This is a genomic window from Acaryochloris sp. CCMEE 5410, assembly GCF_000238775.2.
Taxonomy (GTDB): Bacteria; Cyanobacteriota; Cyanobacteriia; order Thermosynechococcales; family Thermosynechococcaceae; genus Acaryochloris.
On record NZ_AFEJ02000001.1, the window covers coordinates 419,421 to 441,563 of the forward strand.

General features: G+C 46.6%; 16 protein-coding genes. 7 read left to right on the forward strand and 9 right to left on the reverse strand.

The genetic code is table 11. The features are described 5' to 3' along the window. Positions 1-12: 12 nt before the first annotated feature. From ON05_RS01725 to ON05_RS01735, 3 genes are read right to left on the reverse strand one after another with little or no spacing between them, the layout of a single operon-like run. Entirely contained in the window at positions 13-7,437 is a 7,425-nt protein-coding gene (locus tag ON05_RS01725; protein ID WP_010476271.1) for a hypothetical protein, read from the reverse strand. Between the two features lie 12 nt (positions 7,438-7,449). After that, a complete protein-coding gene (locus tag ON05_RS01730; protein ID WP_010476270.1) occupies positions 7,450-8,013 on the reverse strand; it encodes a phage tail protein in 564 nt (187 codons plus the stop codon). After that, positions 8,013-8,234: a hypothetical protein gene (locus ON05_RS01735; RefSeq protein WP_010476269.1), complete on the reverse strand. Its 222-nt coding sequence runs from the start codon at positions 8,232-8,234 to the stop codon at positions 8,013-8,015. The genes ON05_RS01730 and ON05_RS01735 overlap by 1 nt, the downstream gene beginning before the upstream one ends. Positions 8,235-9,130: 896 nt before the next feature. Between ON05_RS01735 and ON05_RS01740 the strand changes: the two genes are divergently transcribed. From ON05_RS01740 to ON05_RS01750, 3 genes are read left to right on the forward strand one after another with little or no spacing between them, the layout of a single operon-like run. After that, entirely contained in the window at positions 9,131-9,412 is a 282-nt protein-coding gene (locus tag ON05_RS01740; RefSeq protein WP_010476266.1) for an HU family DNA-binding protein, read from the forward strand. 30 nt (positions 9,413-9,442) lie between these two features. After that, on the forward strand, positions 9,443-10,546 hold the full coding sequence (gene cobD / locus ON05_RS01745) for a threonine-phosphate decarboxylase CobD (RefSeq protein WP_010476264.1): 1,104 nt from the start codon (positions 9,443-9,445) through the stop codon (positions 10,544-10,546). A 34-nt stretch (positions 10,547-10,580) separates the two neighbouring features. Then, entirely contained in the window at positions 10,581-11,867 is a 1,287-nt protein-coding gene (locus ON05_RS01750) for an FAD-dependent oxidoreductase (RefSeq protein ID WP_010476263.1), read from the forward strand. 38 nt (positions 11,868-11,905) lie between these two features. Here the strand turns inward: ON05_RS01750 and ON05_RS01755 are convergent, their stop codons facing one another. Both ON05_RS01755 and ON05_RS01760 read right to left on the reverse strand, forming a co-directional pair. Next, positions 11,906-12,907: a glutathione S-transferase family protein gene (locus ON05_RS01755; protein WP_010476261.1), complete on the reverse strand. Its 1,002-nt coding sequence runs from the start codon at positions 12,905-12,907 to the stop codon at positions 11,906-11,908. 72 nt (positions 12,908-12,979) lie between these two features. Further along, positions 12,980-13,126, reverse strand: a complete 147-nt coding sequence (locus tag ON05_RS01760; protein WP_175307245.1) for a hypothetical protein — start codon at positions 13,124-13,126, stop codon at positions 12,980-12,982. Between the two features lie 56 nt (positions 13,127-13,182). Here ON05_RS01760 and ON05_RS01765 point away from each other — a divergent pair, with 56 nt between their 5' ends. After that, positions 13,183-13,542: a phage holin family protein gene (locus ON05_RS01765; RefSeq protein WP_010476260.1), complete on the forward strand. Its 360-nt coding sequence runs from the start codon at positions 13,183-13,185 to the stop codon at positions 13,540-13,542. A gap of 52 nt (positions 13,543-13,594) precedes the next feature. Here ON05_RS01765 and ON05_RS01770 read toward each other — a convergent pair whose 3' ends face one another. Together ON05_RS01770 and ON05_RS01775 are read right to left on the reverse strand one after the other, a co-directional pair. Continuing rightward, a complete protein-coding gene (locus ON05_RS01770; protein ID WP_010476259.1) occupies positions 13,595-13,885 on the reverse strand; it encodes a hypothetical protein in 291 nt (96 codons plus the stop codon). Positions 13,886-14,159: 274 nt separating this feature from the next. Further along, positions 14,160-15,035, reverse strand: a complete 876-nt coding sequence (locus ON05_RS01775) for an EamA family transporter (RefSeq protein ID WP_010476258.1) — start codon at positions 15,033-15,035, stop codon at positions 14,160-14,162. Positions 15,036-15,162: 127 nt separating this feature from the next. Here ON05_RS01775 and ON05_RS01780 point away from each other — a divergent pair, with 127 nt between their 5' ends. The 3 genes from ON05_RS01780 to ON05_RS01790 all read left to right on the forward strand — a co-directional run bounded on the left by ON05_RS01780 (position 15,163) and on the right by ON05_RS01790 (position 19,067). Then, positions 15,163-15,654 (forward strand): MarR family winged helix-turn-helix transcriptional regulator, encoded by a 492-nt coding sequence (locus ON05_RS01780; protein WP_010476257.1) that lies wholly within the window; start codon positions 15,163-15,165, stop codon positions 15,652-15,654. A gap of 386 nt (positions 15,655-16,040) precedes the next feature. Continuing rightward, positions 16,041-18,479 (forward strand): PAS domain S-box protein, encoded by a 2,439-nt coding sequence (locus ON05_RS01785; protein WP_010476256.1) that lies wholly within the window; start codon positions 16,041-16,043, stop codon positions 18,477-18,479. A 162-nt stretch (positions 18,480-18,641) separates the two neighbouring features. After that, on the forward strand, positions 18,642-19,067 hold the full coding sequence (locus ON05_RS01790; protein ID WP_010476255.1) for a response regulator: 426 nt from the start codon (positions 18,642-18,644) through the stop codon (positions 19,065-19,067). Positions 19,068-19,093: 26 nt separating this feature from the next. On the opposite strand, the gene ON05_RS01795 is transcribed toward ON05_RS01790, so the two are convergent. Both ON05_RS01795 and ON05_RS01800 read right to left on the reverse strand, forming a co-directional pair. Beyond that, the gene (locus ON05_RS01795) at positions 19,094-19,501 is read right to left on the reverse strand and encodes a response regulator (RefSeq protein WP_010476254.1); all 408 of its coding nucleotides are present in this window, start codon (positions 19,499-19,501) and stop codon (positions 19,094-19,096) included. Positions 19,502-19,514: 13 nt separating this feature from the next. After that, complete coding sequence (locus ON05_RS01800; protein WP_262561056.1) at positions 19,515-22,058, reverse strand: HWE histidine kinase domain-containing protein; 2,544 nt, start codon at positions 22,056-22,058, stop codon at positions 19,515-19,517. Positions 22,059-22,143: the final 85 nt, after the last annotated feature.

Below are 22,143 nucleotides of genomic sequence, written 5' to 3' on the forward strand. Positions count from 1 at the left end.
TTCATATATAATTCACCACGGTAAACGACCCGATTGATACCCTCCGTGTCTCTCTCGCTCCACTTCTAGGCGCTGTCGGAGGACGTGATAGATCTCTCTTGCTAGGATTTCGAAACTTTGCTCATCTACTTCAGGTTCAGTTGACTTTTCAGCTTGGGATTGACGCATCACCACTTCTGTCATTTCGGGCGTGGATGAGATTGGGGGAGCAGTAGTTGGAGACTTTTGTAAGGGTTGAGCCGTTCGTTGGGTAAATGCTGTTTTCCTTTGGACTTGCTTTTCTGGGTGAATTCCTGTGGGGGTGAGGACTAAATCTGAAGTGTCTTCAGGGGTTGCAGTGGTTTTCTCTGCTTTAGGTTGGATGACGGATGACCGGGTTGTGAATAGGTCTTCGATACTGGACCAGTTGGAGGGGAGTGCTGGGTTGCTTGAAGATGGGATTGTGGGTGCGATCGCATCCTCCGTATTTATCTCATAGCGCTCGCTAGACCATCCTGTTTCATCATCAGCTTTTCGTTGTAATGGTGCATTCGGATTTTGAAAATCCCTTAGTTTCTGAGAATGATGTTTACGATTTGGTTGACTGGAAGGTAATAGGTTACTGATAAGTTTCGGAGAAACGAAATTGTCTGCAATGTTGGACAAGGGAGTAGGCGACTGGCCCGTTGCCAACAACTGGGCAACGGTTAGGTCTGGGGAATTCCCCTCTGGTTGTTTGGGCTCAGGTGGTTGAGCTGCTATCTCAATAACTCGACGTTGCAGAGACTCTCGTGAGCCAGACTGAGTATCTACCGGGTCTATCGGTTGAGGACGTGAGTTGAGGGTATCTTCAGCTTGAGCTTGGTGCTGGATTGTGGGCTTCAGGGGAGACGTTGATAATGGCTGGACTGAAGTGAGCGAGGAGTCTGAGCTATCTGCCTCTGAAGGCTGCAACTTTGAATCAGATTTTGCGGCAGGAAGTTCTGCAACCTCGGATGTTTCTCCAACAGGTGAGGAGATGTCTCTATTGGCACGGTCAAGATCTGTCTCTACCAGAGAAGAGTTGCTCTCTACAGTCCTTTGAAGAATCGGGTCTTCGTGGAGATCCGAGGATGAGCTGGACGCACTATCCTTAGGGTGTAAATTATCATTTGCGAGATTTTCGTCAGGACGTTTAGCTGGGATCTCTATAATCCGACGGTGGGGAGAATCGATCTGATCCGGTTGAGGCTGGATATGCTCTACTTTTTGGAGGGATGAATCAGCTTGAGGAAGTGCTGAAACCTGAGATTGTTCAGCAATATTGGAAGAGGGTTTGGGATTGACAGGGTCAAGATTTTCCTCTGTCAAAGAAGAGTTGGCCTCTGAATTTCTTTGCAGGCTTTGATTTTCGATGATTTCCAGGGATGAACTGGATGAGATATCTTGATCGGATAAGTTAGCTTTTTCAATATTTCCGTCAGGATGTTGAGCTGGAATTTCTATAATCCGACGGTTTGGAGAATCGATCTGGTCTGGTTGAGACTGGATGCGCTCTACATTTTCGGGTGGAGATTCACCCAGGTTATCAGTTGGATGTTTCTGTAAATCTGGTGTTGGGGTATCAGTATTAGTGGGTTCAGCCGAGAGAGTGGGATTAGCTTGAGTCTGGCTGGTGGATAAGTCAGGGTCGGTCTTTAGCTCTGAACCAATATGGGATTGATGTTTTGGCTGGATGATTTCTGACGTTGCTGAAATATCAGTCGGAGCAGCACTAGAATCGGGTGACTGCTCGATATCGATACTGGATGCTTGTAGTGTAGACTCTGTAGTCGCTTTAGCTACATCATTTGCAAGGGACTTATCAGTAGTTGGAGCCGTTTCTGAGTCGCGATTAGGGACAGCTTGCTGTTGGTCGGGTTGCTCTATAGGTTGGATTTCTGGGGTTGGCTGGATTTTAAGCTTATCTCCAGACTCTAGAGGTGATTCTGGGGTGCGATCGCAATTATCAAACGATTGTCCAAGGTTGTCTTTCGTAGGTTGTAGCTCCGTTGCGGGCTGGACAACAGAAATTTCAACAGCTTGAATTGGAACGGTAGAGGCTTGCTTTGATTCTAAATTCGATGGTGCTGTATGGGGCTCAGTTTGAGCTGAAGTCTCTCCTAAAATAGAAGCTTCAGAGATTTTAGGCTGAGCATTTGACGGTTTGCTGGCGTTACTGACATCCTCCCTTGGGGGAACAAATGGCAGGTCGCTATCGATGTGAGCCTCAATCTTTCGTTGAACATTGCCTTCTTTCTCCAGGACATTACTGCTAACATCACTACTCTTTATAGGAGCTTGAGGAGCATGATGTTTCTGAGATTCAAGATCCTTGGAGTTCCGTGCTGAATCTAAAGCTGTATTGTCAGAGTTGATCGCAGGTACATGGGTGCTTGGGACAGATAAGCTTTCAGATACTGGCTCTTCCAATGGATTCTCTTGGGCTTGAATCGTTGGGGAAGTACCAAGTGGAATGTTGTCGTCTTGTTCCTTAATTTGGGATGCTTGGACATTAGGGCTAGCCAAATTTTGACTAGCCATTCTTGAGGTATTAACGTCTAAAACTACCTCTGAACTCTCTTGAAGGTTACTTTGGCTACTCTCGCTGGAAAGCTTTTCCTGGTTTTGACTAGATTTATGGACAGATGAAGTTGGGCTAGTAGGCAATTGGGGGTGGTCAGTTGCCGATGGCTGTTCAACCTTAGTTTGAATCGAAATTTCGCTAATAGGTGGACGTTCTGAAACAGGTGATTCTGTTTCTAAAACATTTTGAGTCAGCAAGGGTTGGGTTTGAGATTCAGGCTGCTCGGGTTGAGACTGCTCTTGTATTGTTTCACGCTGGATTAAGCTGTCTGGATTACCAGATGGATCGCTTTTACCTGATACTCCTGGAGCTTCATTGAACTCTGTTGACCTCTGTATAGATCGTTCAGCTTGAGAAAGAGGATGAGAACTAGAAGTTGTAGAAGTATTTGAATCATCAGAACTATCAGGTGTTGAAGATTGCTGAGGCGCAATATCCTGACGTTGAATAGCGTCACTCATACTTGTAGTAGAGACCGCTTGTTTTGCCACACCACTTGTATTAGCGTTTGGTTTTTCTGGAGAATTGGGGTGTTCTGTTGATTGCGCAGTTTTCTCTGGTTTAGCCTGCACGTTCAGGCTCGTCGTCGAATCGGTTTTTGTAGTCTCCCTAGACATTTGTGCGGGAGACGAAACTGATTTTTGTTTCTTTGCCTTAGTTTTTGACTTATGTTTTTTAGGTTTTAGGTTGGTTAATTGCTGGACAATGGTTGTACCTAACTTTGAAATAGGGGAATTGAAAGGACGGTTGCGATCGCGACTTTGAGACGCTTCTGGTATTGCAGTACCAAAGTTTGCTGAACTTTGGCTCGATACATTGGTGATGGGCTGCTCTGAGCTGCTTGAGCTTGCCTCAGCGCTATCCCTCTGTATTGTTCCCTCGTTCTCATGGAGCAATGCTGGATTGTCTTGTCCTGAATCCTGCTGAGGCTCAGGAGTCTTTGCTTTATCTACAGAGCTAGATTGAATGGACGGCTCAGTCGTAAACGCTTGCGGATGACTGATATCTTCTTGGGAAGGGGAAACAACGGAACTTGTTTCTGTTTGCACAAGACTTTCTGTCACAGCGTCAGATGTAGAGGTTAGCTGTTCTGAAGCAGTCAGTGATGGTTGTTCAATGCCATTAACTGGATCTGCAATAGACTCAGTAGTGGCTTGAATATTTTCTCCATTCAGCTCCGGTACTACAGAATTGAGTGGTTGATCTGTCTGTGCAACTCCAGATGATGTTGCTATTTGAGCCGAGTCAGTTTCATTAATTTGCGTGGGTTGAGGTGATTTTCTCCTTGAATTTTGCTTGAGTATCGACCGGTCAACCCTCTGTCTAATTTCTGAACCTAGATTTGTAATCCGATCCGCAAGCTGATTCTGAATTAATTGCCATTCAGGTATAGGGGCATTGGTTTGTGACTCCACGACTGATGCGGAGCTATGCCCTTCTTCAGGGGAGGAGGTCTCAATACTGTTCGAGGTAGGAAAGTTTACTTGCTCAGACTGGGGAGGTGAAGGGCTTGAGGATTGTGAGTCTTCAGCTTTTTGTACAGTGGGTAATTCTTGAGTTTGGAGATGATCTTCAGCATTCACATCGGTGTGGTGATCTGTCTGGTTGTTAGGATGTGCTTGTTCATCTGAACTCAGTTCAGGCTTTGATGGGCTAGCGGTGCCTAGGCTTGTATTGGGTGAATAGGACTTCGCTTGAATGTCTGATTGAATGGACGTTGCTGCGGATTTATCTTCACTACCAATATCTTGTAAGGGTTGGGAATCTCCATTTACAGATCTGTGAAGTGAGACAGGGCTAATGGTCTGATCTTCACGCTTCTGGTTTGAGTTTTTAGGTAAATTTTGCTCTTGCTTTTGAAATGGATTAAACTCTTCATTCGGATAAGGTTCAAGTTGACGACTAACCGTGTCCATGACCTGCTGGCTGAGATGGGTCAGCCGTTTTAGGGGGTGTGCTGGTAATTGTCCCCACTTCTTTGTTTTTGGTCGGGAAGTTTCAGTCCCAGCACTTGAAGTAGCACTAGGCGATGAAGTCGTCTTTAGCTGATTTACACTAATCTCGGGTGTTGAAGATTCAGAATTATTTCGATGCTGTCCAGTAATCGTAGAATTTGAGGCTGACTCAGTCTTCTTTTGGAGGTCTGTGACTGAGTCAGATTGTATGTCTTGATTGATCGTCAGTTCAGAGGTCGCTGGAGTAGCATGAGGATGCTTTTGGGGTGAGTCTTCAGAATCAGAAACTGCTTGAACCATTGGAGAATTCTGTTCATGGTTAGCAATCTCAGTTTTCTCTGGTAAAGCATCTTCCCTGGCAGATTCCTGTGGAGAAGCTTGTGCTAAAGCCTGGACTTCACTTTGGACTAGAGGTACTTCAGGAGGTGATGGCGTTGAGTCGGGAAATGATTTGGTTTGGATAGATGGAGGGTTTGACGGCTGGGGAGAAACACCAGTGGATTTCTGCAACCCATTTACTTTGGCTTTTGATTGACCAGTGGGGAATGAATGAGATGCTTGTTTGAGCTGAATCCCAACTTTATGAATATCCTGCTTAGCTCGTTCCCCCACCCGCGATAGCCGAGCTTGTAAGGGAATCTTTTTCTGTTTGTTTTTTTTATTCTGTTTCTTCTGTTGTTTTGAAGTTGCTTTAGTGGATGCCTCGGGAGATGGTTCGTCTGCTCTTTGAATAACGGTTGCCCGTGTCGCATTCCCATCAGTTTTTTTGGTAGTGCTGGGTGTAGGGGGAGTTTCGGTCGATGCGGGAGGGGAACTAGTCGGACTAGTTTGATTCGTTTCTATCTTGGATGTATGCAGGTGGTCAGTAGAAGATTGCTGAGCTGCCGAACTTTCTATTTTTTGAATAACGGCTGTATCGGTTTGGCTCTCGCTACTCTGGGCTGTAGAGCTTGGCATCGTAGAATCCTCAAGCAAAAAAGGCTTTTCATCTAGAGATTGCTGAGGAGATGCTTGGGCGGCTTGTTCAATAGGTGTTGTCTCTATTGATTTCCCCCTAGGTATGGTGGGAGGGCTAGATGTTATGGGTGTCTCAATTGAAGAGCTGCTATCAGTTGAGCTACTTGGGTTAGCGTCTTCTTTGGAATTTGTGAGGGAAAGCTGTTGCAGACCGTTAGGGGGAATTGGAGATGACTGGATAGTCTCACTAGCTGGTTTAGCTGTGTTGCTGTTAGTCCCTTGTTTGGATGGTGTAGTGTTAACCTGCTCGCTGTGAGCTGTGGTCTCCAGTGAAGTTTGGATTGAAATGGATTGAGATTCGATAGGTTGACTATTAAGTAAGTCCGTTGAGGTGTCAGTCCCTTGTTGGGATGATTTAGTGGCTACCTCCTTATTGCTTTGAGCTGTGGCTTCCAGCGAAGTTTGGATTGAAGCGGATTGGGATTCGTTCGGTTGAGTGCTGGATACTTGCGGTTCCGGGCTAGGTTGAACAGAGATAACTGTTTTTTGGCTAGAAGGTGGAGATACTGTTGGAAGGGAGGCTTCTTTACTTTGGGTAACCTGGGTTGTTTGTGCAGATCGAACTAAAGAATGGTCATTGGTAACCGGAACTTTTTGGAGGCTCGGCTGATGAGGTGCAGAGATGACTGAGTCTTGGGTTGGCGACGGATCATCATTTGTAGCACTAGCAGTAGGCGAAGGTCTTGGGCCTGAAGATTTAAATTCTGAGTTTAGAGAAGTGGATTGTTCATAAGACTGGGGAAGACTCTCTTGGATTATGGAGGGTTCAGAAGCAACTTTAGTTTCCAGGATATCCTGGTGCTTCGCTTGGAGGGGGGACCCATCAGGTGCTTCGGCAGAAGTACTCACCTCTGGAGGTATTGCTTTGGTGGTGGAATGGATGGTTGGGTTAGCCGTTTGTTCAGGCTTCTGTTTAGATTCAGAAATGGTCTGCTTAGAAACTACCTTTGATGATGTCTGGTCTCCAACAGTTTCGTCCTGTGAATAAGAAACAGGGGAAAGTGTTGATTGTTGAAGATGGGATTTCGTGGGTGGAGGGCTAGTTTGTGAAGCTGGGTCTAGTTTAGGTTGGAGTGTTTGTTCAGGCTTTTGCTTAGATTCAGAAATGGCCTGCTCAGAAACCATCTCTGATGATTTCTGATGGTCATGGGTGTTTTCTATTGGGGAGGGAATAGAGGAAGTTGTTAATTGTTGAAGATGGGATTTCGTGTATGGAGGGCTAAATTTTTGAGCCTTGTCTAGTTTGGGTTGAAGCGTTATTTCAGGGCTGTTTCGTTCTTGGGCAATCTGTGTTCCTGACTCAGCTTGCTTAGTAACGGGTCTCTCCCTAGTCTCTTGTTCTCTATCCTGAGCAGGCTGAATAGAAGGGGCTGATATTTGGGGTTGGTCATTATGAACGACTGCACCAGTCTCAAGAGAGGGTGCCTGTTGCACTTTTGGTGTACTAGCGGCATAACTATCGATTTTGCCAGGGTTGTTCTGAGCGCTTGACAGTCGCTGATTGGAGGGTGTTTGTTCTAATTTGGGTTGCAGACTTTCGGTGGGTACTTTCGGAGCAAGTGTGTTGGGTTGGGTTTCAGGAGACTGAGTTACGAAGGAATCAGAAATGTTGGAATTGCCCGTAGAGCTGTTGCCGATGGCTTCTCCTGGCACCTGATTAGAAAGCTGACTACCTAGAGAATTTGTCCAAGCCGCTTCGGTCGGCAGACGGGTATCCAAATTGATTAGGGATACAGCGCCCAAGGGAGATAGGGTATGGGGTTGGAGAAAGGATTGTCCTAGAGCTGGAGGGGGGAGCAATGGATGCTGAAGGCCAAGCGAGTCTGAGGAAGGGATCTCTTCCGATGGAGATTGATGACCTTGGCCTGAATTAACATCCATAAACTTTGCAGGTTAATTACTGGGATAGAATCCTCCAGCATTGGCATCTCTACCTTGTAAGAAGGTGGCCCCACCACCTGCATTGCTGCTGGGTTGCAGATTGGCAACAACCTTTAGACCTTCGTAAGCCAAGGTGAGTTCTTCGATGGCAACGGTGGAGGTATCTGCTTGGAGGGCGGGTGCTTGCCAAGCCACAGGGACTGCACCAATTAAGGTCCAGGTTTGAATGGTTTCTCCTGCTTGATTGAACAAAAGGATATTGATGTTGCGACGTTGGGGATTGACATTACGATCGGTCGGTTCTAATTGGGTAAGCATACGACTGGCCCACCCCCAAAACACCAGATCATTAGTGATCCCCCGCTTGAGGGTGACATCGGAGAATTCAGTTTGACCGAGTATGATCCGCTGCTGGTTGTTGACGCCGCCTTCAAAATAGGTGTCATGCTTAATTTTGGCGCTTAACCCCGAACATTCAGTGAAGCAAGCACTGATGTAGCTCTTTTCTTGGATTTCGACATAGAAGCGATTGGCGGTGACGTAGTTAAGGTTATGGGTTTCACTGTTGCTAACCACTAGTACCCTCCTCCGTAGGTTCGCTCGCGCTGATAATGTAAGTCGTTTTGCATCAATTCATAGATGCGATCGCATAACTTAGATTGCGCCAGAGGATCTTGCAAAATCTGGGCTGCTAATCTGAAAACCCTATCTCGTTCAGATAGCTCAGACAGTCTAGGCGAACCGTTCCCCCTTGAAATTCCCCAGTTTTCTCCTAGAGACTGATTCCCTTGGCTCATATGGCAAGTACCTATTCACAACTCTCCCCGCCAACCCCCAATCACCCTGCTTCAGACAAGGTATAAGGGACCAGCCTCACTCTATGGGGCAAACTAAGCAACTGATAGTAGCCAAAGGTCTAACTGCAACCTTCAAAGAGGTCTAAATTTGCACCTGCTTTCTATGATCATAAGAAGCTGTGATCAATAAATAAGGTCTAATGGACAATTTATCTCTTTCCTAGATTTATTCAGAAGCGAGAAGGAGTCGTGCATATTTCTTAGCTTTCTAATCAGAATATTTTTCGTTTTGGCTCTGTCAATTATTAACAAAAGATAAAATTTTAGTAAATATAGCCAGCGATCCATCGGTCGTAAAGAAATTAAATTTCAGGCAGAACTTTACCTAGCGGATATCAACGGGTGGGTAAAAGCAGAATAATTTTCAGACTTCATTCACATTTTTCAACTGTAAGGACAGCTTTTTATCAGCTGAGACCGCCAAAAGAGCCTTAACTTAATAATTTTTTACAGGATTAAATTTCTTCTGACAAATAAAACCTGTTGATCATTAACAATCGAGAATCATCACAATAAGAATGCCTTAAATGTATATATAGGAAGGATTCTGGGATTTTTACTTGCCTGTAATTTTTGCCAAAACACTCCAAAATTTTCTAGTCATAAACTCGTAATAACCAAAAAAAACCTGAAATCCAGAGATTATCAAGGTTCTGTCGATCTATATTTAGCAAATAGCATTTAGAATATTCCATTAAATCGACGTGGTTGCGACATTTCAGCCAGTTAGACTGTAGTCACACTCCAGATAAATCTGATGTTTTGTCTATATTTTTCTGGAACTGCAGATTCGATTTTTTTTGCTCACGCTTAACTGAACAATTAGGAGTCAATCAATGAATAAAGGAGAACTCGTCGACGCCGTTGCTGATAAGGCAAGTGTCACGAAAAAGCAGGCAGATGCAGTTCTGACTGCCGCCTTAGAGGCCATTGTTGAATCTGTCTCGTCAGGAGAAAAAGTCACATTGGTGGGATTTGGCTCATTTGAACCTCGCGAACGCAAGGCCCGGGAAGGACGTAACCCCAAGACCGGTGCGAAAATGAAGATTCCCGCAACTAAAGTTCCAGCTTTCTCTGCAGGTAAGCTATTTAAGGAAAAAGTTGCTCCTAAAAAGTAATTCCTTAATTTTCTGGATGAGGCGTCACTATTGAGTCGCCCTTTACACGGAGGCAACCTGCGGTGGGCTGCAGACATAGCAGGTTGTTCTCCCGGCTGTATCCTTGATTTTTCGGCAAGTATCAACCCACTTGGGCCGCCTAAATCTGCGATTGCAGCCATTCAAACTCATCTCGATACCCTCACGGCTTATCCAGATCCGAGTTATCAGTCAATATGCCAGGTGTTGAGTAAGGTTCATCAGCTCCCCGTTGACTGGTTTTTGCCGGGAAATGGTTCAGCTGAATTACTCACTTGGGCCTGCCGTGATTTGGCCCAACTGGCATGGACTGGGGTTCTAACGCCTGCCTTTGCTGACTATCAACGAGCATTGAAGGCGTTCCAAGCTCAAATTCGGCCATTACCTCTGAATATTAGACAGATTCAACATCAATCTTCCAGTGATTTGATCGAGCAGGCATTACAGATCGCTCGTCAGTCTGCCGATTCAGCTCAAGCTGGACTATTACTGAATAACCCCCACAATCCCACTGGGGGGTTAGTCAGCATCCATCAAATCGAACCGTTTCTAGAGCAGTTCCCTTTGGTGGTGGTGGATGAGGCATTTATGGACTTTCTGCCTGTAGATGCTGACTTCAGCTTGATCTCTAAAGTGCAAGATTTTCCGAATCTCGTTATCTTGCGTTCCCTGACCAAATTTTATAGTTTGCCTGGGTTGCGGTTGGGGTATGCCATTGGCCACCCCGATCGGCTCCAGCGCTGGCAGAAATGCCGTGATCCCTGGTCTGTAAACTCTCTGGCCGTTATGGCGGGAATAGCAGGGTTGGGAGATCACGTTTTTCAAAATAAAACCCTATCTTGGTTGCCCCCTGTCCGTACCAAACTGATGCAAGGTTTGGTGGAGTTGGGGGCTTATCCCCTGGAGGGGGCAGCGAATTTTCTGTTAGTACAAACGAAGGTTTCAGTACCTTTGCTGCAGGAGTTGCTTTTAAAGCATCATCATATTCTCATTCGAGATTGTCTTAGCTTTCCCGAATTAGGAGATCAGTATTTTCGGATTGCGGTGCGGACTCAAGCAGACAATCAACAGTTACTCACTGCTTTGGCCGATTGCCTACCTCAGTTATCTGTTTAGATGAGAGAGGGCATAAACGCCTGGGGAGTAGGCAATGGCTGATTATGATTTGGTGGTGGTGGGTAATAATGCGGTGGCTCCCTGGGCTGCGATCGCAGCCAAAGAACGGTCGGCCCGAGTGGCGTTGATTGCTGTTGCGCCAGCCCCCATCCCGTATCATCTGCTGTTGCGACAGTGGGTACAGACCCAGCCCTCTATGGCTTTGGCCGATTGGGTTGAAGCCATGACCTCGCGGTTGCAGGCACCTTATTCGCCAGCCAAATTAGCCAGTTTGGGCATTGAGCAGATCGATGGTATCGCTCAATTTAAAACCAAACCGCAATTTCAGGTGCATTGTCAGAATCGGGTATTGCGAGCCCGCCGGTATCTTCTCTGTTTAGATGCCGATTTATCTGCACCAGATGTTCCAGGTTCAGCGGACTGGCTTAGTCCCGCGCAGGTCCTCACCCGCCTAGAGAATCCCCATCAGCCTTTAGCCGATCCAGTGCTAGTGGTGGGGGATGGTCCAGTGGCCGTTTCCCTCAGCCAATCCTTAGGTCGATTGGGGCATTCCGTTCACTTAGTTTGTCCCCAGGGCCAGATACTGCCTGGGGAAGATGCTGAAGCGGCTTGGCGAGTGCAAGCCCACCTAGAAGCCGATCGTGTCAATAGTCACACCCACAGCCAGATCAAAAACGTTACTCCATCATCCAGCTCCTATCAGGTAACGACAAATCAAGGCCAATTGATGGCCGGATCCTTAGTTTGGGCCGTAGAAACAACGTCAGCCATCATCAATCCCCATCAAATTGCTGTGGATCTTCGCCATACCGCTCAAGGTTTGTGGGTGAACCCGCAATTGCAAACCTCACGCTCCCAAGTGTATGCCTGCGGGTCTGTGCTAGGGGGATATACCCTGGCAGATATTGCTCGACATGAGGCCGGGATAGCGGTAAATAATGCCTTGGGTGCTAGACAAGCGATTGAATATGGCATCCTACCCTGGGCTATCCCGACCATGCCAGAGCTAGCCAGGGTGGGGTTAACAGAGACCCTGGCCCAACAAGCGTCCATCCCCTTTCGGTGTTTCTATCACACCTATCAACAGTCAGACAAAGGCCAACTCCAGGACCAGACGGGTTGGTGTAAGGTCCTTGTCCACAAGAATGGACAAATACTGGGGGCTCATATGGTGGGTATTGGGGCAGCCGAAGTGGTTCATCTGATCGCTTTAGCGATGCAAAAGCGGTGCCCCGTGTCTGAGCTAGCTGGACTGGGTACGTTTAGTTCCAGCTACGGCAGCCTTGTCGGGCAAATCGCTCGGCAGTGGTGCCAACAGTAACTTCAGCCAAGGCCGTTTTCAAGGGAATGTTGTATCTTCTACACCGCTTGAGGCGCTTTGCCTATCTGTTCACGGCCATGGGGGTCAGACAAGCTGGTTATATCAGGCCCCGCAGGAATAATGCCGCCAGGATTTAAGGGAAAAAGAAAACCGTAGTAACTTTGTTTGACGGCTTCTAGGTTGCAGGTGTCTGCTACACCAGGGAGTTGGTAGAGGTCCCGCAAATAGGGGCCTAAATGCTGGTAGTCCTGAATGCGTCGTCGATTGCACTTGAAGAGGCCGTAGTAAGCGACATCGAAGCGAAATAAAGTTGGAAAAAGCCGTACATCCGCGAGTGTCAAGGTATCACCACAGAGATACCGTTGCTGGGCTAAGGCTGTATCGATTTCGTCTAGTACTTCGAACAGCTCCCTGCAGGCCTGATCGTAGGCGGTTTGGGTTTGGGCAAATCCACAGCGATACACGCCATTATTGACGGCATGATAGATTTTTTCATTCCACTGGTCGATGGGAGGACGTAGGGCTTCTGGGTAGAGATCTAGATCTGGCTGCTGAGCCAGGTCGTTGAAGGCTGAATTCAGATTGACGATGATCTCGGAACTTTCGTTGTTGACGACCTTTTGGGTTTGGGTATCCCAAAGCACAGGTACAGTGCAACGGCCTTCATATCCAGGTTGGGCCAGTAGATAGAGATCTCTAAGGTTACGGCACCCTTGATGCTCTGAGGCAAAAACCCAACCCCCTTCTGTATCCGAGGGTTGAACCACGACGACATCGATGACATCTTGTAACCCTTTTAAGGCACGAACCACTAAGGTGCGATGGGCCCAAGGACAGCCTAATCCCACATAGAGGCGATACCGTTGGGACTCTGCCGGAAAGGACTCGCTGCCAACGGTGTTTCGGAACTGACTCTCAGGGCGAATATAGGCTCCAGCTTTACTCCGAGGGGCCATATTCGACATCATCACATTCCACATCGTGGTCCAAACAAACTTACCCAGGCTGATGATGGCTTTGGGGGGGAGAGATTTACCCATGATCTGATCTCCTCTGGATGGGTGGGCGCACAATGGGGAAAGATGGCTTTGCTCTGACCTATTGAACCTTACCTAAATCTGCCAAAACTGAACCGACGAAGGACGATTGCTGAGCAGTTGCACAAAGGTAAAGGTGAAATGATCTTTATTTTCAAGGAGGGAAACGGATTTGTCTTCTAAAGTTAAGACAGTTTCATGTTTAGCAGCTACATTCCCCATCTTCCCACTCCAAAGGAAGCTTTTATGGCAACCTCACAGATTCAGAGGATATCGAAATGCGTGGACTTCTGTTAACTATTTTGGCTACAGCCCTCAGTCTACTGGTGGTGGATTACGTGTTTCCTGGGGTTGATTTGGACAGTATCCCCACTGCGATCGCAGCTGCAATTGCCATTGGCTTGGTGAATGCCATTGTCAAACCCGTGCTGAAAGTGGTGTCTTTCCCATTGACCTTACTATCCCTAGGCGGTTTTTTGCTGGTGCTGAATGGGTTATGTTTCTCCCTCGCCGCTGTATTTGTACCCGGCTTCCGAGTGGATGGCCTATTGGCATTCTTTCTAGGGCCGATTGCCTTATCGGTAGTGAATGCGTTCTTGAATCAGTATTTACCGGAAGAATCCCCCTCAGCCAGCTAGTAAGGCAGTATGCCCACAGTTAGTTTTTTGTGGTGTTCTGGCGTCTGGTGTTCTAACCCGCAATCAAGTCCCGTGTGCGAACTTCCAGGGGCGGGTGGATAGCAACTTTTACTTTGAGGGGGCAACAGAGATCCTTCCGAGATTGGGCCAACTCGCGAATCAGCAGTAGCCGAGAACGAATGTAAGCTTTTGCATTGGCTTCTTCGTCCTGAGGCAGTTGGTTGCGGTTTTTAAGATTGGTCACTAGAACCTGGACAAGTTGATTGTCGTTGAGCTGGGTCAACATATCGGTCTGAGTCGTTTCGATAACTTCCCAGACTTGCCGGAGAAGGTTGGAATTCATTACATTCACCCTAGGTGAGTGTTTTTCGGAAAAGGTTTTTTATGGAATTATTAATATTTTCTTTAGATTTGAATATTCCCAATTCTACGCTTATCGTTCAGCAACCCACTAACAGATCGAATACAAAACACATAACTTAACTTATGTACATGGCCCGCAAACTACTGTGAATAGGTAAATCTACGGTACGAGGGTATCTCACGATTGGAGATCTGGATCCATCAGATAGAAGGTAAATTGTGATAGCTACAGGAGGAGCAGAGCCCCTTGGACCCTAGTCTGCCCCGCTTGATCTCCGAAACGTTTGTTGTCCTAAGAAAACGCTACTCAACACGATCACACCCCCCAACAGTTGAAGGGAGGACAGGGTTTGCTGGAGAAAGAGATACCCCAACAGCGTCGCCACGATAGGGCTTAATAACCCCAGATAGGAAGCAGCAGTGGCATTGAGTTTACGGATGCCTCGAAACCACAAGGCATATGCCAGCCCAGTGCCGATCAGTCCTAAATAGAGAAACCCTAATAGGTTCGTTCCCGAAATTTGCTCGAAGGGGCCTTCCACAATCAGAGCAATGGGGAGTAGCATCAGTCCTCCTACCGTGAGTTGCCAGGCCGTAAACACCATCAGGGACACAGGAGATTGCCATCGCTTCACCAAAACCGTTCCCAAACCCATGGTTGCAGCACTTGCGATCGCAGCCACAATCCCCACACTATCCAGCTGAGCTTCGGGTCCCAACACCAATAGGCCCACGCCCATAAATCCAGTGATGGCAGCTAGGATCGATCTCCGAGATGGCTTCTCCCCCAAGAGTTGCCATGCAAGCAAGACCACCAGCAAGGGCTGAATCGAACCTGCGGTTGCGGCCACTCCCCCTGGGAGTCGATAGGCCGCCACGAACAAGAGGGCTTGGAAAAGACCAATATTGAGTCCCCCCAGAACCAACATCCGCCCCCACCAGATACCTTGGGGGAGCTGCCTCAGGCTAAGGATCAGGATCAGACCCATGGGAAGTGTTCTTAGAGCTGCCACTAACAAGGGATGCCCTGGCGGCAGTAACTCCGTCGTTATCACATAGGTGGTCCCCCAAGCGATTGGGGCTAGAGCTGTCAACAAGACATTGAACAGCCAAGCTGAGGGAGCATTCATAATTTATCTTGACATTAAGATACTTGACATCAAGATTCTAGCATTTATCTTGATATCAAGTATCTTGAAATTAAGATTTATCAGATGTTAAGATAATCGCCATTCAAATGCTGAGCCGCCTGTTCCCATGGATATCGATGCAGTCGACGAAATTTTGGCCCAATGGCAGAGAGAACGTCCTGATTTAGATGTATCGCCCATGGGGACAATTGGCCGCATGACCCGATTGGCCAAACATTTCCAAGGGGCAATGGGGGACACCTTTGCCAAATTTGGCTTGAATCCAGGCGAGTTTGATGTCCTCGCCACCTTGCGACGGTCTGGGCAGCCCTATCAGCTTTCACCTACCCGGCTGTTTCACGCCATGATGGTGTCCTCCGGGACCATGACTCATCGCATTGATTGTTTGGAAAAAGCCGAGCTGGTTGAACGCATCCTCGACCCCAACGATCGTCGAGGAACCCTGGTTCAGTTAACGGATAAAGGATTTGAGCTAATAGAAAAAACCGTTGAAGCTCATGTCACCCATGAACACCTTCTTCTGAGTACATTAGAGAAATCTGAAATAGACCATCTTACTCAGTTACTTCGAAAGCTTTTAGGCTCATTCGAGCAGTAAATAGAGTATTTTGGCAGGTACTATATATCACAAAAATAGAAAGATTTTTCCGACTAAAATTCTTTCCCTTAATCAAAAATATATTCTATCGAATAAAATTTCAATGACCCGTTTTCTTAGGCATAAAGATATAGATAATTGCATTGAGTCTAGTAGAATTAGATGGACAATGACATCAAATTTTTAGATGTTGCACTGAATTAGCCATACCTGCCAACCCTATCTGAATCAAGGCCTTGGCAGATAATCAGAATCTAGCTACACTAAATTAAAATTTTATCTATACTTTCAAAGGGAGATTTTTTTGCGGGTTAATATCCTTCGCATCATTGAAAAAGTTTTCTAGTTTTATAGATAGTTAAATATTGTGGAAGGAGATAATAAATTTGAGTCTCCTAGGTTTCTTTTTTTCTTACACAAGTTTATTGATTGCTAATCTTTTGGGTCAGCAGGAACCGTTCCCCATCGCGCTCCTTCCGGATATAACGGTTGCCTTAATGTTTGGAGGCATGGCTTGTTTATTGACCTCTATGGCATTTCGTCATCAGACCTTTTTGAGCGATTCAAAACCCTATGGTCTGCTGATTACCTTCTTGGGGGCATGTAGCCTCATTCCGGTTTTAGATATTGTCTCTCTTCGCATACCCATTGCTGGAGTACAGGGGGGCGTTAAGATTCTCACCGCAGTCATTGGGATCTGGACTGCGAGGGAATATCTGGCCACTGTTCCACAGGGGTTTTCACCAAGTTATCCTTCATCCTTAATAGATGAAAAGCAAGTCCTCAAGCAGGAGCTCGATCTGACTCACCAACCAGTATCAGGACCAGATAAAAGCCTGGAACTCTTCAACTATGCCTTTGAATATGCCTTAGTCGGTCAGGCGATTCTATCCCCAGATGGGGAGTGGATCAGAATCAATCCAGCCTTCTGTAAAATACTGGGTTATTCGGAAGAGGAACTATTGCACACAACCCTCGGAAGTCTTACCCATTCCGAAGATTTAGAATTGGAGCAACAATATTTTGAGCAATTATTGTCGGGAGAGATTGCAGTCTGCCAGTTTGAAAAGCGATATTTTCACAAGCAAGGGCATTTTGTTTGGGTATTGTTGAGTATCTCTTTAGTCAGAGCCCCAAACCATCAGCCCCTCTATTTTATTGCTCAAATCGATAATATTTCTGAACGCAAACAGATTGAAGCGGACTTAAAATCAGTCATTAAGCAGCTAAAACTATCTATTGCAGAGCACTCTACAGAACTAGATAAAGCTTATGCAAACCTACAAAGATCGGCTGCTCAGTACCAAGATCTATATGACAATGCGCCTGATATGTACTTGTCAGTCGATCCTGAAACCTCGAAAGTGTTGCGTTGTAATCAAACGTTAATCAAAGAGTTGGGGTACAGCTATCCAGAAATCGTGGGGCGCTCTGTTATCGACTTGTATCATCCTGATTTTCGTTCGGAAGCCAAGAAAGCCTTTCAGACTTTTATCGATACAGGTGAAATAAGAAATATTTACCTGGTGGCACAGCGCAAAAATGGGACAACTCTAGATGTTAGCGTTAATGCGCAAGGGTTTCGAGATAAGCAGGGCAAGCTTCAATACAGCCGATCAAGCTGGAGAGACATTTCTGAACGTAAACGCTTGGAAAACCAATTGAAGCAAGTCAATGCTGATTTGGATGAAAAGGTGCAAAACCGAACTTGGGCTTTACAAGTCGCGGTCCAGTCTTTAAAGGAGAGCCAGTCCCGATTAGAACTGGCTCTAGAGGTTTCGGGGGATGGTTGGTGGGACTGGAACTTGTTCACGGATGAAGTGAACTGGAGTGATCAGTTTTTTCAAATGCTGGAGTACAAATCAGAAGAATTATCTCCCTCGTTGCAAACTTGGCAAAGCTTGATCCACCCAGACGATCTACCCCGTGTGATGGCTTTGCGTGCAGAACACTTGCAGGACGACGCTATTCCTTATGTGTTTGACTATCGGGTACGAACCAAATCTGGACAGTGGAAATGGATTTCAGCTTTTGGGAAAGTCGTTGACTGGAACAGTCAGGGCGAACCGCTTCGTATGGTGGGGATGCACCACGATATTAGTGATCGCAAACAAGCGGAGCAAGAACTACAGAGAATCAATGCTGAGCTGGTTCGCTCCAACCAGGAATTAGGGCATTTTGCCTATGTTGCCTCCCATGATTTACAAGAACCGTTACGAAAAATTGGGAGTTTTGCGGATCTATTGGCTGATCTCTATCAAGGCCAACTAGATGAGAAGGCAGATCGTTACATCCGATACATCACGGACGGGGCAGTCCGCATGCAAGGCTTGATTGATGATCTGTTAAGCTTTTCTCGGGTTGGCCGAGCTGAGCTGAAGATTGAACCAACCGCATTATCCTCGCTGGTTGATCAGGTCCTGACTGATTTAGACAAGGTAATTGAACAGCGCCATGTTGAAATAGTTATCGACCCCTTGCCAACGGTTGTAGTTGATCCTGTTCAAATGAGGCAAGTATTCCAAAATCTGATTTCTAATGCCATCAAGTATTGCCAAGCAGATATTCCGAGCATTTACATTAATGCTACTCAAAATCAAGGTTTATGGACTATTTCAGTGAAGGATAATGGCATTGGGATTGATCCTCAGTTTAATGAGCGGATTTTTATTATTTTCCAACGGTTACATCATCGAGAGGAATATTCTGGTACAGGGATTGGTTTAGCTATCTGCAAAAAAATAGTTGAACGCCATGGTGGCCGCATCTGGGTGGATTCTGAAGAAGGTCAGGGAGCGTTGTTCTCTTTCACGTTGCCCAGATAATATTTTTAAAAAATCAGCCTAAATCTATCTTCATTAGTTAGAATAATGTGGATAATCATTTTTATCTAAATTTATCCGGCAGTAATATATAACTTTCTCTTATTTTCTTGGTTTCTTAGATGGTGCTAGAGAGTTAGTGCAATTCAATAGCGGGGACAGAAAATGATTGAAATTTTGTTAGTGGAGGATGACGAAGGGGATATAGAGCTAACCCTTGAAGCCTTCAATCGCTCTAAAGTCACCCTGAATGTAAATGTGGTTCGGGATGGGATGGAAGCCATGGCCTATCTCCGGCAAGAAGGTGAATTCAAGAATGCTACGATGCCAGATTTAATGTTGCTGGATCTCAACTTACCCCGGAAAGATGGTCGAGAAGTGCTGGCCGAGATGCAAGAAAGCGAGAATCTAAAGCGAATTCCTGTGGTGGTACTGACTACTTCAGAAGCGGATGAAGATATTTTGAAGAGTTACCAAATTGGGGCGAATGCCTATGTCACTAAACCAGTGGGATTGAAAGGCTTAGTCAAGGTCGTCAACTTGCTTGAAGAGTTTTGGTTCACGATCGTCAAATTACCTCCTCACCAGTAAGTGACAACAGACAAGATTTACAGGGGCTAACGCTTGCTAGCCTGTTCCTTTTCCACCCGATCAACGACAGCAATTAGGTCTGGTAGGTCAATGGGCTTTTTCATATATTCGTCTGCGCCTACGGTCTTAGCGATTTCCAGCACTGAAAAGCCAGGATCATGGGAACGACCACTAACTGCAATTAACCAAGGTTTATGCTCTAGGGACAACAGGTTGATTTTGGAAATCAGCATAATCCCTCCTCTCGGACTCTCTTGACTGCCTTCCAAAATAAAAATATCAATGAGGGCAATATCCACATATCCTTCATAGAGTTTGGACATGGCCACATCGATATCAGCGGTATGTTCAGCTTGGTGCCCGTGCTCGCCCAGCATCTTTTGCCAGGTTTCTGCCAGGATTTCATCGTCTTCAAAAATAAGGATATTGGCCAAGGTGCAGCTCCTTTTAGGCTAGGAGTTGGTGAATTGTGACATTGAGTTGGTCCCCATCAATCGGCTTTTTAAGCATGGGCACTTGGTTGAGGGCTTTTGGAAGAGTGAATTTGGAGTTGTAGCCCGTCGTAAAGAGGAAAGGAATTTGTCGCTTTAAAAGTTCTTCTGCCACCACAAAACTATTCTCATCCTTGAGATTGATGTCTAATATACCCAGAATGTATTTTTCTTGGTCCAAGTATTTAATGGCCTGCTTGACTCTGGGGGCTGTATCTATTTCTGAAAACCCCAAAGACTCCAGTAAATTTTCCATCTCTAGCGCAAGCAACATATTGTCTTCAACGATGAGGACATGACCTGTGTCGAGATCTGACTCTTCCTCTCTTGGAGAGGAGGGAAGGGAGGTAGAAGTGGCTTCAGGTTGATCTTCTTGGAGCAGGATGAGGTGATCAGGTAACCAGAAATTAACTTGGACACCTGATCTAGGAAAGCGGATTGTCGCTTCCCCTTCAAACTCAAACGGAATGGCTCGCTCGATTAACGTCCGTCCAAATCCTTTGCGTTTGGGAGGGAAGACGGTCGGTCCATCGGATTCCTGCCAATAGAAAGCAAGCCCACCATCCTGTTCCAGCCAATGGACTTCAAGCTGACCCTCAGAAACCGATAAGGCACCGTACTTGGCAGAGTTGGTAATCAATTCATGAATGACGAGGGCAAACATGGGCACAAAGTTGGCCTTTAGACCGACTTCTGGTCCAGAGAGACTGACTTGGCGTTCCGCTTCGGCTAGGTAGGGGCGAAGTTCGATGGTGAGCAGATTGTGGAGACTGGGCCATTCCAAACCATGACCGGCCACTAAATCATGGGCATATGCTAGGGCTGCAATTCGCCGATCTAGAAGTAAGGTGTATTCTTCAATGGAGGTGGTGGAGTGACGAGTTTGGCGAGAGATGGATCGGATTAGAGCCAAAATATTTTTGACCCGATGGTTGAGTTCAGCAATCAGAAGATCTTGTTGTCGCCGTTGTCTGAGCCACTCCTGTTGCTGAACTTCTCCTTGAGTAATGGCTAACTGCATTAACCCCGTGCGCAGTTCTAGGGCAACTTCTGCTTCTGCGTCTGACCAGGGTTGGCATTGACCGGCCACGGTTTCTCGGTATTCTGCAAAGGAAGACCGGGGGCGGAGTCGTGGACCGTCAGGTCCTTCAACAATATCTTTCTCGGGTGATCCAGCCCAACGAACTTCATAGATAATTTCATTGCGAAAGAAAATAACGAAGACCTCGTCGCTGGGAGAAATTCCGAGGCAGAGGGCACCAGCCGTTTTATCTAATTGAGAGGCATCAAAGTTGTCCAGTTGGGATAGGTTTTCCAGGGGTACTAAATCCGGAGTAGGATTCGTTTGTATCTGGCGAACCAGCTCCATGATCAAGCCGTGGCTGGGCACGTCCCCATAGGTTTGTACATCTTGCTTTGCAATGACCGCCAGGCCATGGGATGAGAGCATGGAACACAGTCGTTCTCCCAATGCTTGGACGGTTTGAGTAAAACTGCCTTGATTAGTTAGCGTTTTAACGACTTGAGCAATGGCTGAGGTAGTTCGTTTTCGAGTATTAAACCGTTCTTCTTCCAGGACTTGCTGAAACTTGAGGGAAAAGAGCTGTCCAAATAGATCGCAGGTGGAACGGTAATCAGGGGACAGTAACTTGTCACTATTGTGATGAAAGGCAAAAAGGGCCCATAGTTGCCGACGGACGATGATGGCCACATTCATGGCGGATTGAACGCCCATGTTGGCAAGATATTCCAGGTGAATGGGAGACACGGCTCGCACATGGGTGAGGGAAAGATCTAGGGGATCTGCAGTCGAATCAGCAGCAATGAGGTCTGCAGTTGGGGCATCAATATCTGCGATCGCACGAATAGGCATTCTTAGGGCAATCGAACGGACTTGTTGAGGAATATCCGAAGCCGGGTATCTGAGGCCCAGGTAGGGTTCTAAATTATCCGTCAAGGCTTCAGCGACGACTTCCCCAGCCCCATCCGGTAGGAATTGATAAGCCATCACCCGATCAAATCCAGTTACCCGCTGCAGGTCTTTAACGGCCATTTCCAGTAAGGCAGAAGTGCTGGTTTCTTCTTGCAAGCGGGCTAGCAACATCCGGGCTTGGGTAAAGGCCGTTTGGTTATCGCGATCCTCCGAGGGAAGCGGCTCTAGTTCGATCAGAAAAGAAGAGCCGCTGCGATGGAGGCTGATATCGAGATGCTGTTGGTTCAAGGGATACTTCCCGACCCGATCGCGCTGGGATTCAATGGTGGGATGACCGCCAACATTCCTCAAGTTATGGATGACCTGTTCGGGTAAGAGAACGCTTAAGTCCTGGCCCAAAGCATCATCAGGGGCAACACCTAAGACATCACCAATATTGCTGGAAACATGGGTGATGGATTCAAGATGTTTATCGGTGGCAATCAGAGCCCCAAAAGATTGGATGCAACCCGGGATATGAATCGGTTCGCTATCACAATTGGAAATAGCTAGTTCTCTAATTTCCATATCTTAACTGCATGCATCAATATGTAGCCTTCAAAATAAGCGAGTCCAATGAGCCGCATTTTTCTCATTAGGAAGAAAATAATGG